This is a genomic window from Paracidovorax sp. (assembly GCF_057642795.1).
Genome location: NZ_JBXYZY010000049.1, coordinates 53,862 through 66,583, shown reverse-complemented (window position 1 = coordinate 66,583; position 12,722 = coordinate 53,862). Strand labels below are relative to the sequence as shown.

At 70.2% G+C, this 12,722-nt stretch carries 12 protein-coding genes; 1 reads left to right on the top strand and 11 read right to left on the bottom strand.

Translation table 11 applies throughout. From position 1 onward, the window contains the following. Positions 1–79: 79 nt before the first annotated feature. A complete protein-coding gene (locus AC3A84_RS18865) occupies positions 80–1,015 on the top strand; it encodes a LysR family transcriptional regulator (protein WP_487971557.1) in 936 nt (311 codons plus the stop codon). Positions 1,016–1,153: 138 nt separating this feature from the next. On the opposite strand, the gene AC3A84_RS18860 is transcribed toward AC3A84_RS18865, so the two are convergent. From AC3A84_RS18860 to AC3A84_RS18810, 11 genes are all read right to left on the bottom strand, one after another. Further along, positions 1,154–2,068, bottom strand: coding sequence for a hydroxymethylglutaryl-CoA lyase (locus tag AC3A84_RS18860; protein ID WP_487971556.1), 915 nt, complete (start codon positions 2,066–2,068; stop codon positions 1,154–1,156). Positions 2,069–2,140: 72 nt separating this feature from the next. Then, positions 2,141–3,061 (bottom strand): 2-hydroxyacid dehydrogenase, encoded by a 921-nt coding sequence (locus tag AC3A84_RS18855; RefSeq protein ID WP_487971555.1) that lies wholly within the window; start codon positions 3,059–3,061, stop codon positions 2,141–2,143. A gap of 37 nt (positions 3,062–3,098) precedes the next feature. Next, entirely contained in the window at positions 3,099–5,126 is a 2,028-nt protein-coding gene (locus AC3A84_RS18850; protein WP_487971554.1) for an ATP-binding protein, read from the bottom strand. Continuing rightward, a complete protein-coding gene (locus AC3A84_RS18845) occupies positions 5,127–5,846 on the bottom strand; it encodes a DUF4126 domain-containing protein (protein WP_487971553.1) in 720 nt (239 codons plus the stop codon). Between the two features lie 22 nt (positions 5,847–5,868). Then, a complete protein-coding gene (locus AC3A84_RS18840) occupies positions 5,869–6,666 on the bottom strand; it encodes an enoyl-CoA hydratase/isomerase family protein (RefSeq protein WP_487971552.1) in 798 nt (265 codons plus the stop codon). Then, on the bottom strand, positions 6,663–7,178 hold the full coding sequence (locus AC3A84_RS18835; RefSeq protein ID WP_487971551.1) for a DinB family protein: 516 nt from the start codon (positions 7,176–7,178) through the stop codon (positions 6,663–6,665). Before AC3A84_RS18835 ends, AC3A84_RS18840 begins: the two co-directional genes overlap by 4 nt. After that, entirely contained in the window at positions 7,175–7,441 is a 267-nt protein-coding gene (locus AC3A84_RS18830; protein WP_487971550.1) for a hypothetical protein, read from the bottom strand. The genes AC3A84_RS18835 and AC3A84_RS18830 overlap by 4 nt, the downstream gene beginning before the upstream one ends. Then, complete coding sequence (locus AC3A84_RS18825) at positions 7,438–8,580, bottom strand: hypothetical protein (protein ID WP_487971549.1); 1,143 nt, start codon at positions 8,578–8,580, stop codon at positions 7,438–7,440. The genes AC3A84_RS18830 and AC3A84_RS18825 overlap by 4 nt, the downstream gene beginning before the upstream one ends. A gap of 179 nt (positions 8,581–8,759) precedes the next feature. Further along, positions 8,760–9,110, bottom strand: a complete 351-nt coding sequence (locus AC3A84_RS18820; RefSeq protein WP_487971548.1) for a hypothetical protein — start codon at positions 9,108–9,110, stop codon at positions 8,760–8,762. A gap of 47 nt (positions 9,111–9,157) precedes the next feature. Next, positions 9,158–10,762 (bottom strand): carboxyl transferase domain-containing protein, encoded by a 1,605-nt coding sequence (locus tag AC3A84_RS18815; protein ID WP_487971547.1) that lies wholly within the window; start codon positions 10,760–10,762, stop codon positions 9,158–9,160. 67 nt (positions 10,763–10,829) lie between these two features. Beyond that, positions 10,830–12,599: an AMP-binding protein gene (locus AC3A84_RS18810; RefSeq protein ID WP_487971546.1), complete on the bottom strand. Its 1,770-nt coding sequence runs from the start codon at positions 12,597–12,599 to the stop codon at positions 10,830–10,832. Positions 12,600–12,722 lie beyond the last annotated feature (123 nt).

The window sequence follows — 12,722 nt, the reverse complement described above, 5'->3', positions numbered from 1 at the left end:
AACGGTCGATGTCAGCGGGGTCCGCCATGCGTAATCACCCGCACACGCGCTGGCACGGTGCATGCAACCATGCAGGCCCATGAACCGCACCCCGCTCATCGCCCGCCAGCTGCAGGACACGGCGCTGCGCTACTTCCTGGAGGTCGTGCGCTGCGGCTCGATCAGCGAGGCCTCGGCGCGGCTGTCCGTGGCGGGCTCGGCCATCAGCCGCCAGATCGCGCAGCTGGAGGGCGTGCTGGGCACGGCCCTGTTCGAGCGCCATGCGCGCGGCATGGTGCCCAGCGCGGCCGGCGAGTTGCTGGCCACGCACGCGCTCAAGTCCGCGCACGATGCCGAGCGCGTGGTGCAGGAGATCCAGTCGCTGCAGGGCATGCGGCGCGGCCGCGTGCGCATCGCCGCGACCGAGGGCTTCGCCATGGAGTTCCTGCCCCGGCTCATCAGCGAATTCCACCAGCGGCACCCGGGCGTGCAGTGCCACCTGAGCGTGCATGCGCCGGGCGAATGCACGCGGCGCGTGCTGCACAGCGACGCGGACATCGGCATCGTGATGAGCCGCCATACCGAAAAGGACATCAAGGTCGAGCACCTGCAGCCCGCGCCACTCGGGGCCGCGATGCGCCAGGGCCATCCACTCGCGCGCTTCAAGCAGATCAGCCTCTCGCAGCTGCTGGCCTACCCCATCGCCTTGCCCGAAGCCGACACCACCGTGCGCCAGCTGTTCGACATCGCCTGCAGCCGCCAGCGCCTGGCGGTGGAGCCGACGCTGACGAGCAACTACATCGGCGCGCTGTTCGGCTTTCTGCGCCACCGCGAGGACGGCGTGACCGTCTGCGGCGAGATCTCCGTGCGCAACCAGGTGGACCGGGGCGAACTGGCCTTCGTGCGGCTGCGCGACAAGGGGCTGGACCTGCGCAACATCGAGGTGCAGACCCTCATCGGCCGCACGCAGCCCAAGGCGGCCCAGGCCTTTCTGGAACATCTGCGCGAGGGGCTGGGCAGCGTCGCTCCGCGGTGAGCGGCAGCGACCAAATGCTATGCAATGCATAGCGCAATGCGAAGCAGCGGTGCGGGCCACAAGCCCAAAACACCCAAAACCTGGCCGACGGTTGCGTCCGCGCCCGCGCCAGCGGACGCAACGCCCGGCTCGCAGGGCTCAGCCGACGCGCTTGTTCAGCAGCGCCGTGGCAGCGCGCGAATTGGGCTTGCGGCCCAGGAAGCCGCTGATGTAGTCGCCCGCGTCGATGAGCCGGTCCAGGTCGATGCCGGTGTCGATGCCCATGCCGTGCAGCATGTACACCACGTCTTCGGTCGCCACGTTGCCGGTGGCGCCCTTGGCATAAGGGCAGCCGCCCAGGCCGGCCACCGAGGTATCGAACTGCCACACGCCCAGCTCCAGCGCGGCCAGCGTGTTCGCCAGAGCCTGGCCGTAGGTGTCGTGGAAGTGGCCGGAGATGTCGTCCACGGCGTAGTGCGCGAGCGTGGCCTCGATGGCGCGCTGCACCTTGACCGGCGTGCCCACGCCGATGGTGTCGGCCACGCCGATGTGCTGCACGCCGATGCCCTTCATCAGCCCGGCCAGGTAGCCCACGCGCTCGGGCGCCACCTCGCCCTCGTAGGGGCAGCCCACGGTGCAGCTCATCGCCCCGCGCACGTGGATGCCCGCCGCGCGCGCGGCCTCCACCACGGGGGCGAAGCGCTCGATGCTCTCGGCGATGCTGCAGTTGATGTTCTTCTGGCTGAAGGCCTCGCTGGCCGAGCCGAAGACCACGATCTCGTCGGGCCGGTCGGCCACGGCCGCCTCGAAGCCCTTCATGTTGGGCGTGAGCACTGAATAGCGCACGCCCGGCCGGCGCTCGATGCCGGCCATGACGGCATGGTTGTCGGCCATCTGCGGCACCCACTTGGGGCTCACGTAGCTGGTGACTTCGATCTCGCGCAGGCCGGCGTCCTGCAGGCGATGCACCAGGCCGATCTTCACCTCGGCGGGCACGGGTGACTTCTCGTTCTGCAGGCCGTCGCGCGGGCCCACATCAACGATCTTGACGCGGCGGGGGTAGTGGTTGCTCATGAAGACATCCTCAAGCTGTGAATTCCGCGCGGGGCGGCGGCGCTGCGGGCGCCAATGCCCGCGCTCCATCCATCAATAGCCGCGCTCGCGATCGACGACGCCCGCCAGGGGCTCGCCGCGCTGCAGGGCCGCGATCTTGCCGGCGATCTGCGCGATGCTTTCGTCGCGCAGCGTGCGCGCCGAGGTGTGCGGCGTGGCGACGATGCGCGGGTGGTTCCAGAACGGGTGGCCGGCCGGCAGCGGCTCGGTGCGGAACACGTCGAGCGTGGCGCCCGCCAGGTGGCCGGAATCGATCAGCTCCAGCAGGTCTTCCTCGACCACATGCGCGCCGCGCGCCACGTTGACGAGGTAGGCCCCGGCGGGCAGGCGCGAGAGCGTCGCGCGGTTCAGCAGGTTCTCGGTCTCGGGCGTGAGCGGCAGCAGGTTGACCAGCACGCGGCTGGCGGCCAGGAAGTCATCGAACTGGCCGGCGCCCTCGAAGGCGCGCACGCCCGGCACGCGCTTGGGCGAGCGGCTCCAGCCCAGCACGGGGAATTCGAAATGCGCCAGCGCCCGCGCCACGCGCTCGCCCAGCACGCCCAGGCCCATCACGCCCACGGTGAATTCCGAACGCAGGCGCGGCCGGCGGTAGCCCCAGCGGCCGCCGCGCATGTCGGCCTCGTAGGCGTCCAGCTCGCGGAAGTGGCGGATCACCGCGTGGCAGACGTATTCGGCCATCTGCACCGACATGCCCGCATCGTCGAGCCGCACCACCTGCGCCCCGGACGGCAGCCGCAGGCGCAGCAGCGCATCGACGCCCGCGCCGATGTTGAAGAGCGCGCGCAGGCCGGGCTGCTCGTCGAGGAATTGCTGGGGCGGCGCCCAGACCACGGCGAAGTCGGCCTGGGGGTCGCCCGGCTGCCAGACGGCAACATGGGCGCCCGGCAGTGCGGCGCGCAGGCCGGCCACCCAGGGCTCGGTCTTGGTATCGGTGCAGCAGATGGTGATGTTCATGGCCCGCTAGCCTACCTTGCAGCGCATGCCGCCGCTGTCACGCAGCCGCCAGGCGCAGCAGCTCGGCGCCTTCGGTCACCTGGTCGCCGGGGGCGTAGAGCAGTTCCTGCACCACGCCGTCGGCGGGGGCGGCAATGGTGTGCTCCATCTTCATGGCCTCCATCACCGCCAGCGGCTGGCCGCGCGAGACGGCGTCGCCCGCGCGCACCGCGAAGGACACCACCTTGCCCGGCATGGGCGCGGTCAGGCGCCCGCCTTCGGCCTGGGTGTCGCCCGCATGGGCCAGCGGGTCCACGGTGTCGATGCGCGTGGCGCCTGCGGGCGTGAAGACGTGTACGGCCTCGCCCAGCACATGCACGGTGGCACGCGTGCGGCGCCCGGCGAACTGCAGGTCGATGGCCTCCTCTGCGCCCTCGCCGCCCGGGGCTTCGGCGAAGGCCAGCGGGCCGGCCACCTCGCCCACTTCCAGCGTCGGGGTGCTGCCGGGCGCATAGCGCAGCCAGGCCTGCACGGCCTCGCCGCCGAAGACGAAATCGAACGCGCGGCGGTGCAGGCCGCCCAGGCGCCAGCCGTCGCGCCGGCTGAACGGGCTGCCGGGCGCCTCGGCCTGCCGCTCGCGCAGCAGGGTGGCGGCCACGGCGGCGGCGGCGGCCAGCGGCAGGCCCACAGGCTCCTGCTGGAACAGCACAGCCGATTCGCGCTGGATCAGGGCCGTGTCCAGCTGCGCCTGCGCGAAGGCGTCGCTCGCGGCCACGCGGCGCAGGAACTGCACGTTGGTCGCCAGGCCCACGATGCGGGTCTGCGCCAGCGCCTCGTCCAGCCGCGCGAGGGCCTGCTCGCGGGTGTCGCCCTGCACGATGAGCTTGGCGATCATGGAGTCGTAGAACGGGCTGATCGCATCGCCCTCGCGCACGCCGTCGTCGATGCGCACCGGCGCCCGCGCGAAGCTCGCGGCGGTGGGCTTGCGATAGACATGCAGCGTGCCGGTGGCGGGCAGGAACTGGTTGTCGGGGTTCTCGGCGCAGATGCGCGCCTCGATGGCGTGGCCGGTGATGCGCAGTTCGTCCTGCGTGCAGGGCAGCGGCTCACCGCTGGCCACGCGCAGCTGCCACTCCACCAGGTCCTGGCCGGTGATGGCCTCCGTGACCGGATGCTCCACCTGCAGGCGGGTGTTCATCTCCATGAAATAGAACTTCATGTCTTCGGGCCGCTCGTAGCCGCCCGGCTGTTCGACGATGAATTCCACCGTGCCCGCGCCCACGTAGTTCACGGCGCGCGCGGCGGCCACGGCGGCCGCACCCATGCGGGCGCGCAGCTCGGGCGTCATGCCCGGTGCGGGGGCTTCCTCCAGCACTTTCTGGTGGCGGCGCTGCACGGAGCAGTCGCGCTCGAACAGATAGACGATGTTGCCGTGCGTGTCGCCGAAGACCTGGATCTCGATATGGCGCGGGCGCTGCACGTACTTTTCGACCAGCACCGCGTCGTCGCCGAAGCTGCCGATCGCCTCGCGCTTGCACGAGGCCAGCGCGGCCGCGAAATCCTCGGCCTTCTCGACCGCGCGCATGCCCTTGCCGCCGCCGCCCGCGCTGGCCTTGATGAGCACGGGGTAGCCGATGCGGTCGGCCTCGCGCTGCAGCAGCGCCGGGTCCTGGTCGTGGCCGTGGTAGCCGGGCACCAGCGGCACGCCGGCCTTCTCCATGAGCTGCTTGGACTCGGCCTTCAGGCCCATGTCCTTGATCGCGGAAGGCGGCGGGCCGATGAAGACGAGGCCTGCCTCGGCGCAGGCGCGGGCGAAGTCCTCGTTCTCGGACAGGAAGCCGTAGCCCGGGTGGATGGCCTCCGCCGCGCAGGCGCGGGCGGCGTCGATGATGCGTTCCCAGCGCAGATAGCTGTCCTTGGGCGCGCTGCCGCCGATGTGGACGGACTCGTCGCAGGCGGCGACGTGCTTGGCGTCGGCATCGGCGTCGGAATAGACGGCGACGGTCTTGACGCCCAGGCGGCGGGCGGTCGCGGCGACGCGGCAGGCGATCTCGCCGCGGTTGGCGATGAGGATTTTCTTGAACATTCAAACCACCTTCGCAGGACTGGAAAAGAGAGCCGAGAGGCGCCGCAGCACCGCCCGCAGGAACTTGAACAGCAGCGCCAGCAGCAGCACCGACACCGCCAGCATCAGGGCCAGGGCCAGGCCGAAGAGCAGCGGGTGCTGCGTGGCCAGCCAGACCACGAGGACGACCAGGCCGTCCTCGAAAAGGGACAGCAGCCAGTTGGAGAACGGCTCGGGCGAGGTATTGGCCGCCGCCCGCGTGGTCATCTTGGTGGCCAGCGCCGTGGCCGAGAGCGAGCCGCCCACCAGCCCCGCCGCGAGCGCCATGGCGCCACTGTCTGCACCGAAGACGCCGGCCGCCAGCAGCGCGCCGGCGGGCACGCGGATGAAGGCGTGGACCGCGTCCCAGGCACTGTCGAGCCAGGGCACCTTGTCGGCGAAGAATTCGACGCACAGCATGAAACCGCTGGCCCAGAGCACCGCCGGGTGCTGCAGGAGCGCCAGGCCCGGCGGCAGAGGCAGCCAGCCGGCCCAGCCCATCAGGCCGACCAGGAACACCACCGCGTAGAGCCGGAAGCCGCTGGCCCAGCCCAGCGCGGCGGCGAGCGCCAGCAGCGCCGGCATGTCCAGATGGGCCGAGGCCTGGCGCGCGCCCTCGGCCACCGTCTGCGCCGTGCCGGCATCCATGTGCAGGCCCAGCGCATGCCACCACTGCACCAGGGAAAGCCAGATCGCGTCCATGGTTTGCCGCCTCGCCCTGGCCTCAGCCCGCCGGCGCCAGCCAGGACGGCTTGCGCTTGTTCAGGAAAGCCTGCACGCCCTCGCGCCCCTCTTCGCTCGCGCGGATGTCGGCGATGCCCTCCACCGTCGCGGCGATCAGCGCGTCGTCGATGGCGCGGCCGGCCACGTCGCGCACCAGCCGCTTGCAGGCGCGCACGGCCTGCGGGCTGTTGGCGGCGAGCTGGCGCGTCCAGGCATCGACGGCGGCGTCGAGTGCCGCCGCGTCGGCCGCCACCGCATGCACGAAGCCGATGCGCAGCGCCTCGGCCGCATCGAAGCGTTCGGCCGTGAGGAAGTAGCGCTGCGCGGCGCGCGCGCCCATGGCGCGGATCACATAGGGGCTGATGGTCGCGGGGATGAGACCGAGCTTGACCTCCGAGAGGCAGAAACCCGCCGTCTCCACCGCCACCGCCATGTCGCAGGCCGCCACCAGGCCCATGCCGCCGGCATAGACGTCGCCCTGCACGCGGGCGATGGTGGGCTTGGGGCATTCGGCGATGGTGCGCAGCATGGCGGCCAGCAGCGCGGCGTCGGCGATGTTCTCGTCCCGCGTGTAGTCGGCCATGCGCCGCATCCAGTTCAGGTCGGCGCCCGCGCAGAAGGCCGGCCCCTCGGCCGCCAGCACCACGGCCCGCACGTCGCTGCGCGCGCCCACGTCCTCGAAGGCGGCGGTGATGGCGGCGATGACCGCGTCGCTGAAGGCGTTGCGCACTTCGGGCTGCGTCAGCGTGATGCGCGCGACGGCGCCGCACTGGGTGATGGCGAGGGGGGTGTGGCTCATGGCTGGGAGGGGTTCCGCAGGTAATAGACGAAATCGATTTCCGGCGCCGGGCGGCCCTGCGCGGTCAGCGCCGCCGTGATCTGCCCGCGGTGGTGGGTGGAATGGTTGAAGACGTGTGCCAGCACGCCGGCAAAAGGCAACGATGCCGGAACACCCTGGCTGGTCGTGTAGTCCAGCGTGCCGGCCCAGCGTTCGGCCGGCAGCGCGGCGATCAGCGGCTCCCAGCGTGCCGTGCCGGCCCGCAGGCGCGCGTCCAGCCGGGCGCGGTCGGGCTCGGCTTCGGCGTCCAGCGCCACGCGCGGCGAGAAGCCTTCGGCAAAGCGCGCGAACCACAGCAGCTGCTCGCCCACCAGCAGGTGGTTGAGCGTGCCGTGGAGGCTGCGAAAGAACAGGCCCGCATCGCGCCGGTAATCGGCGTCGGACACGGGCGCCACGGCATCGAGCAGGCGCGCCGTGGCCCAGGCGTTGTAGCGGGCCAGCTGGGCGAAGTGGGCGTTGAAGGGATGGCTCATGGCGAAGATGCCTTGCGGGAGTCGAACACGCGGGGCCAGAACGCGCCGGGCGCGGCCAGCGCCTGCACGCGCGCCGCGGGGTTGCCGCCCTGGTGCACGCCCTGGGGAGAGACGCCGTTGGGCACGTCGGCGCGCAGCCGTACCGGGCCAGCGCCGCCGACGCCGTGGTAGCTGTCGGCAGCGCCCGGGGGCAGGCCGGCGGCCTGGCACGCAGCCAGCACGGCACCGAGCGGCAAGGGGCCAAGGCGGGTGCTGAAAGTCATGGCGCCTGCACCGGAACAAGCTGCGCGACCTTGCCGATGCGCTGGCCCACATGGGTTTGCCACACGACTTCGTCGTCCACCGCGTACAGCCAACATGGCTTGCCGGCACGCTCGCAACTGTTGAGTGCGTTGGCCATGGCCTTGGGGCTATTCCAGCTCATGTACCAGCTGCCGTCTTCATACACGACGAAAGCGCGTGGCTTGGGCAGTGTGAGGAAGTGCAGATAGCGCCCCTGGCCCGCATCGCGCACCGGCACCGCCGTGGCGTCGGTCAGCGCTGCATAGTGGCTGGCCGGCGGTGTCTGGTACGCGCTCTTGACGGGCTCGGACGGGCTGGGCAGCTTGGCCAGGGTCGCGGCATCGGGCTGCACGTAGACGACCTTGTCGTCCACGGCATAGAGCTGGCAGCCCACATGCCCCCCATCGCGGCAAAACTGCAGCGCGCGCTCCGCCGGATCGGATGCCTGCGTCGCACCGCGAGGCTTGAAGCCGTTGGCGTAGAAGGCGAAGTGATCCGCAGAGACCACGAAGGCACGCGGAGCCTTGCTGCCCAGGAACCGCTCATAGGCATTGCGTCCCTTCACCGCCCCTACCGGAACTTTCGACACATCGTTCAGTTCCGCATAGCCCGATGCCGGAGGCTGCAGGCGCGGCACGACGCCCACGGCGCCCTCCGCCCGGCTGCTCTCCATCCTGATGGAGCCCGACTGTCCCATCACCACCGTGACGTTGCCCGGGTACTCGTAAGCCGCTCCAGAGCTATGGTCGATGACGGCACCGACCACGCCGCCCAGGATGATGTTGCCGAACATGGCGGCGCGCGTAGCGGAATCGACAGACAGAGCGCCCTGTTTGTATCCGGGCGCGGTGCACTTGACGTCGATCGCCTTGTTGGAGCGAATGATGGTCGTGTCGTTGGGGGCCTTGAGATTCCAGGAGCCCTTGTCGTTCGACAGCGTGCAATCCGCAGCGTCCAGCGCCACGCCCGGGCTGCTTTGGGCCTGCACATAGATCTTCTGGGCGTTGCCGCCCGTCACGGATGCGCAACCGGGCAACAGGCTGACGGCCGCAGCCGCCAAGCACAGCGCACCGAACGAGCGCGAACGACTGAACCACTGAAAGAGAAGTAGTAATGGCATGGTGAAAGCGCGAATCAGAGTGAAAGCCCGACATGGGCAAAACACTCTATTACACGCATAAGGCGCCTGTTTCACACGCTGGCACCTATCACGCCGCAGCCCCTCGCGTGCGGGCGGCGTCCATGCGCGGGCGCCCCGGGGCGGCGCCTTGCAGGGCGGGCCGAGGAAGCACTGCCGCGTCATGGCGTGGCCCACACGATCGGGTCGTCAATGGCATGGGGGTGGCAGGTGCCGCCCTTGGCCTGGGCGTTGCGCTTGCAGCGCTCCATGGCAGCGTTCACCACGTCGGCGCGATCCAACCAGTCGGCCCAGGCGCCGGTTTCGGCATAGGCGAAAGCGCGCGGGCAAGGCGCGGCCTCGCGCACGGGAAGGATGGCCGCTGCATCGGTGGCGGCCGCCCCATCCACGCAGGTGTCGTTGCGCGAGCGACGTGCGAAGTTCAGATGGCCCTTCAAGCCCGGCGCCGGCGGCAGCGCGCTGAGCGCCATGTCGCCGAGGCGCCGGACGATGGAATGGAAACGAGCTGGCATGGAATGGCCCCTTCGGGTGACGGCCTGTGTCCTGGAAGGGAACGAACCTACATGCGGAACACGCCGAACTTCATGTCGCCGATGGGCGCGTTGCGCGCCGCCGCCAGCCCCAGCGCCAGCACGCGCCGCGTGTCGGCCGGGTCGATGATGCCGTCGTCCCAGAGCCGGGCCGTGGCGTAGTAGGGGTGGCCCTGGTCTTCGTACTGCTGGCGGATCGGGGCCTTGAAGGCTTCCTCCTCCTCGGCGCTCCACTGGCCGCCCCGGGCCTCGATGCCGTCGCGCTTGACGGTGGCCAGCACGCTGGCGGCCTGTTCGCCGCCCATCACGCTGATGCGGGCGTTGGGCCACATCCAGAGAAAGCGCGGGCTGTAGGCACGGCCGCACATGCCGTAGTTGCCGGCGCCGAAGCTGCCGCCGATGATGATGGTGAACTTGGGCACGTTGGCCGTGGCCACCGCCGTGACCATCTTGGCGCCGTTGCGCGCGATGCCTTCGTTCTCGTACTTGCGGCCCACCATGAAGCCGGTGATGTTCTGCAGGAAGATCAGCGGGATCTTGCGCTGGCAGCACAGCTCGATGAAGTGGGCGCCCTTCAGGGCCGATTCGGAGAACAGGATGCCGTTGTTGGCGATGATGCCCACCGGCATGCCTTCGATGTGGGCGAAGCCGGTGACCAGCGTGGTGCCGAAGCGGGCCTTGAACTCGTCGAACGCACTGCCATCGACGATGCGGGCGATGATCTCGCGCACGTCGAAGGGCTTGCGCGTGTCCACAGGGATAACGCCGTAGAGCTCCTCCGCTGCGAATCTGGGAGCAGCAGGCGCAGGCTGGTCAAGGGCTGCAGGCTGACGGGCATTCAGGTTCTTGACGGCGGCGCGCGCTAGCGCCAGCGCGTGCAGGTCGTTCTGGGCCAGGTGGTCGGCCACGCCCGAGAGGCGCGTGTGCACGTCGCCTCCCCCGAGGTCTTCCGCCGTCACCACCTCGCCCGTGGCGGCCTTTACCAGCGGCGGGCCGCCCAGGAAGATGGTGCCCTGGTTCCTGACGATGATGGTCTCGTCGCTCATGGCGGGCACGTAGGCGCCCCCGGCCGTGCAGGAGCCCATGACCACGGCGATCTGGCCGATGCCCTGCGCGCTCATGTTCGCCTGGTTGTAGAAGATGCGGCCGAAGTGGTCGCGGTCGGGGAAGACCTCGTCCTGGTTGGGCAGGTTGGCGCCGCCCGAATCGACGAGATAGATGCAGGGCAGGTGGTTCTGCTCGGCCACCTCCTGCGCGCGCAGGTGCTTCTTGACGGTGAGCGGGTAGTAGGTGCCGCCCTTCACGGTGGCGTCGTTGCAGACCACCATGCAGTCCACGCCGGCCACGCGGCCGATGCCGGCGATCAGTCCCGCGCCGGGCGCGTCGCCGCCGTACATGCCCAGCGCGGCGAGCGGCGCCAGTTCCAGGAAGGGCGTACCCGGGTCCAGCAGCCGGTCCACCCGCTCGCGCGGCAGCAGCTTGCCGCGCGCGACGTGCTTGGCGCGCGCGGCCTCGCCGCCGCCCTGGGCGACCTGGGCGAGCCGGGCGCGCAGGTCGTCCACCAGGGCGCGCATGGCGGCGGCGTTGGCCAGGAAGTCCGCCGAGCGGGCGTTGAGTTGGGTGTCGAGGATCATGGTGTTCCGGTGTCGGGCAAGGGTCGAGCGATGGGCCGGGGGCCTGCGGATGGAAGGCGGCCGCCGCTCAGGCGGTGCGGCTTTCCTGCAGCCCCAGCTGTTCCTTCATCGCTTCGCGGATCTTGAATTTCTGGATCTTGCCGGTCACCGTCATCGGGAATTCGGTGACGAAGCGGATGTGGCGCGGCACCTTGTAGTGCGCGATCTGGCCCTGGCAGAAGGCGCGGATGCCTTCTTCGGTGGGCTCGGCGCCGGGCTTGGCGATGATCCAGGCGCAGAGTTCTTCGCCGTAGCGCGCGTCGGGCACGCCCACCACCTGCACGTCCTGCACTTGCGGGTGGCGGTAGAGGAATTCCTCGATCTCGCGCGGATAGACGTTCTCGCCGCCGCGGATCACCATGTCCTTGATGCGGCCGACGATGTTGACGTAGCCCTCGGCATCCATGGTCGCCAGGTCGCCCGTGTGCATCCAGCCCTCGGCGTCGATAGCCTCACGGGTCTTGGCTTCATCGCCCCAGTAGCCGTGCATGACCGAATAGCCGCGCGTGCAGAGCTCGCCCGACGTGCCGCGCGGCACCACGGCGCCGGTCTCGGGGTGAATGATCCGCACCTCCAGATGCGGCTGCACCGTGCCCACGGTGGACACGCGCTTGTCCAGCGGCGTGACAGTGCTGCTCTGGCAGCTGACCGGGCTGGTCTCGGTCATGCCGTAGGCGATGGTGATCTGCTCCAGGTGCATATCGCGCACCACGCGCTTCATCACCTCGATGGGGCACGGCGAGCCCGCCATGATGCCGGTGCGCAGGGTGGAGAGGTCGAACTCCGCGAAGCGCGGATGGTCCAGCTCGGCGATGAACATGGTGGGCACGCCGTGCAGGCCGGTGCAGCGCTCGGCCTGCACGGCCTCCAGCACCCTGAGCGGATCGAAGCCGTCGGCGGGATAGACGATGGCCGCGCCATGCGTCACGCAGGCCAGGTTGCCCAGCACCATGCCGAAGCAGTGGTAGAGCGGCACGGGAATGCAGAGGCGATCTTCGGGCGTGAGCTGCATGCATTCGCCGATGAAGAAGCCGTTGTTGAGGATGTTGCGGTGCGTGAGCGTCGCGCCCTTCGGAAAGCCCGTGGTGCCGCTGGTGAACTGGATGTTGATCGGGTCGGTGCTCTTCAGCGTGGCGGCCACGGCGTCGATGCGCGCATCCTGCGCGTCGCCCTGCGCCATCAGCTCGGAGAAGCGCAGCAGGCCGGGTTCATCGGCGCCCTGCCCCGGGCCTTCGTCGATCCAGACCACGGTGCGCAGATCGGGCAGGCGCGCGGCCTGCAGGGCCCCGGGCGCGGTGGTGGCCAGCTCGGGCGCCAGTTCGCGCAGCATGGCCAGGTAGTCGCTGGTCTTGAAGCGCGCCATGGTCACCAGGGCCTTGCAGCCGACCTTGTTCAGTGCGTATTCGACCTCGGCCGTACGGTAGGCCGGGTTGATGTTGACCAGCACCAGGCCGACCTGGGCGGTGGCGAACTGCATCAGCACCCATTCGGCGTTGTTGTGCGACCAGATGCCGACGCGGTCGCCCGGCGCAAGCCCCAGGCCCAGCAGCGCGCCGGCCAGGCGGCGCACGGCGGCGTGCAGCTCGGCATAGGTGTAGCGCAGGCCCTGGTGGCGGCTCACCAGCGCCTCGCGGCCGGGCTGGCGGGCCGCCATGGCGGCGAAGAAGTCGCCCAGGGTCTGCTCGATGAGCGGCACGTGGGTTTCGCCCCGGGCGTAGCTCAGGGCGGTGGAGGCGGGCGAAGCAGCGGTGTTCACGGCGGTGTCTCCTGGCGGGCGGTCTCTGGCGGACGTCGGCATGCAAGTGCGCCAGCCCGGCCCGCAGGGCGGGCGCGGCGGGGGCGCCTTCTGGCCTGCAGCATACGCCCGGGGGTGCCCGGCCTCCACCCCCGATCAGGCCAGAGAGGTTGCAAATCGTGCCAC

Excerpts from the sequence above, each read along its gene's own strand:
- AC3A84_RS18865 (WP_487971557.1), top strand. The coding sequence starts at position 80 with ATGAACCGCACCCCGCTCATCGCCCGCCAGCTGCAGGACACGGCGCTG.
- AC3A84_RS18860 (WP_487971556.1), bottom strand. The coding sequence starts at position 2,068 with ATGAGCAACCACTACCCCCGCCGCGTCAAGATCGTTGATGTGGGCCCG.
- AC3A84_RS18855 (WP_487971555.1), bottom strand. The coding sequence starts at position 3,061 with ATGAACATCACCATCTGCTGCACCGATACCAAGACCGAGCCCTGGGTG.
- AC3A84_RS18850 (WP_487971554.1), bottom strand. The coding sequence starts at position 5,126 with ATGTTCAAGAAAATCCTCATCGCCAACCGCGGCGAGATCGCCTGCCGC.
- AC3A84_RS18845 (WP_487971553.1), bottom strand. The coding sequence starts at position 5,846 with ATGGACGCGATCTGGCTTTCCCTGGTGCAGTGGTGGCATGCGCTGGGC.
- AC3A84_RS18840 (WP_487971552.1), bottom strand. The coding sequence starts at position 6,666 with ATGAGCCACACCCCCCTCGCCATCACCCAGTGCGGCGCCGTCGCGCGC.
- AC3A84_RS18835 (WP_487971551.1), bottom strand. The coding sequence starts at position 7,178 with ATGAGCCATCCCTTCAACGCCCACTTCGCCCAGCTGGCCCGCTACAAC.
- AC3A84_RS18830 (WP_487971550.1), bottom strand. The coding sequence starts at position 7,441 with ATGACTTTCAGCACCCGCCTTGGCCCCTTGCCGCTCGGTGCCGTGCTG.
- AC3A84_RS18825 (WP_487971549.1), bottom strand. The coding sequence starts at position 8,580 with ATGCCATTACTACTTCTCTTTCAGTGGTTCAGTCGTTCGCGCTCGTTC.
- AC3A84_RS18820 (WP_487971548.1), bottom strand. The coding sequence starts at position 9,110 with ATGCCAGCTCGTTTCCATTCCATCGTCCGGCGCCTCGGCGACATGGCG.
- AC3A84_RS18815 (WP_487971547.1), bottom strand. The coding sequence starts at position 10,762 with ATGATCCTCGACACCCAACTCAACGCCCGCTCGGCGGACTTCCTGGCC.
- AC3A84_RS18810 (WP_487971546.1), bottom strand. The coding sequence starts at position 12,599 with ATGCCGACGTCCGCCAGAGACCGCCCGCCAGGAGACACCGCCGTGAAC.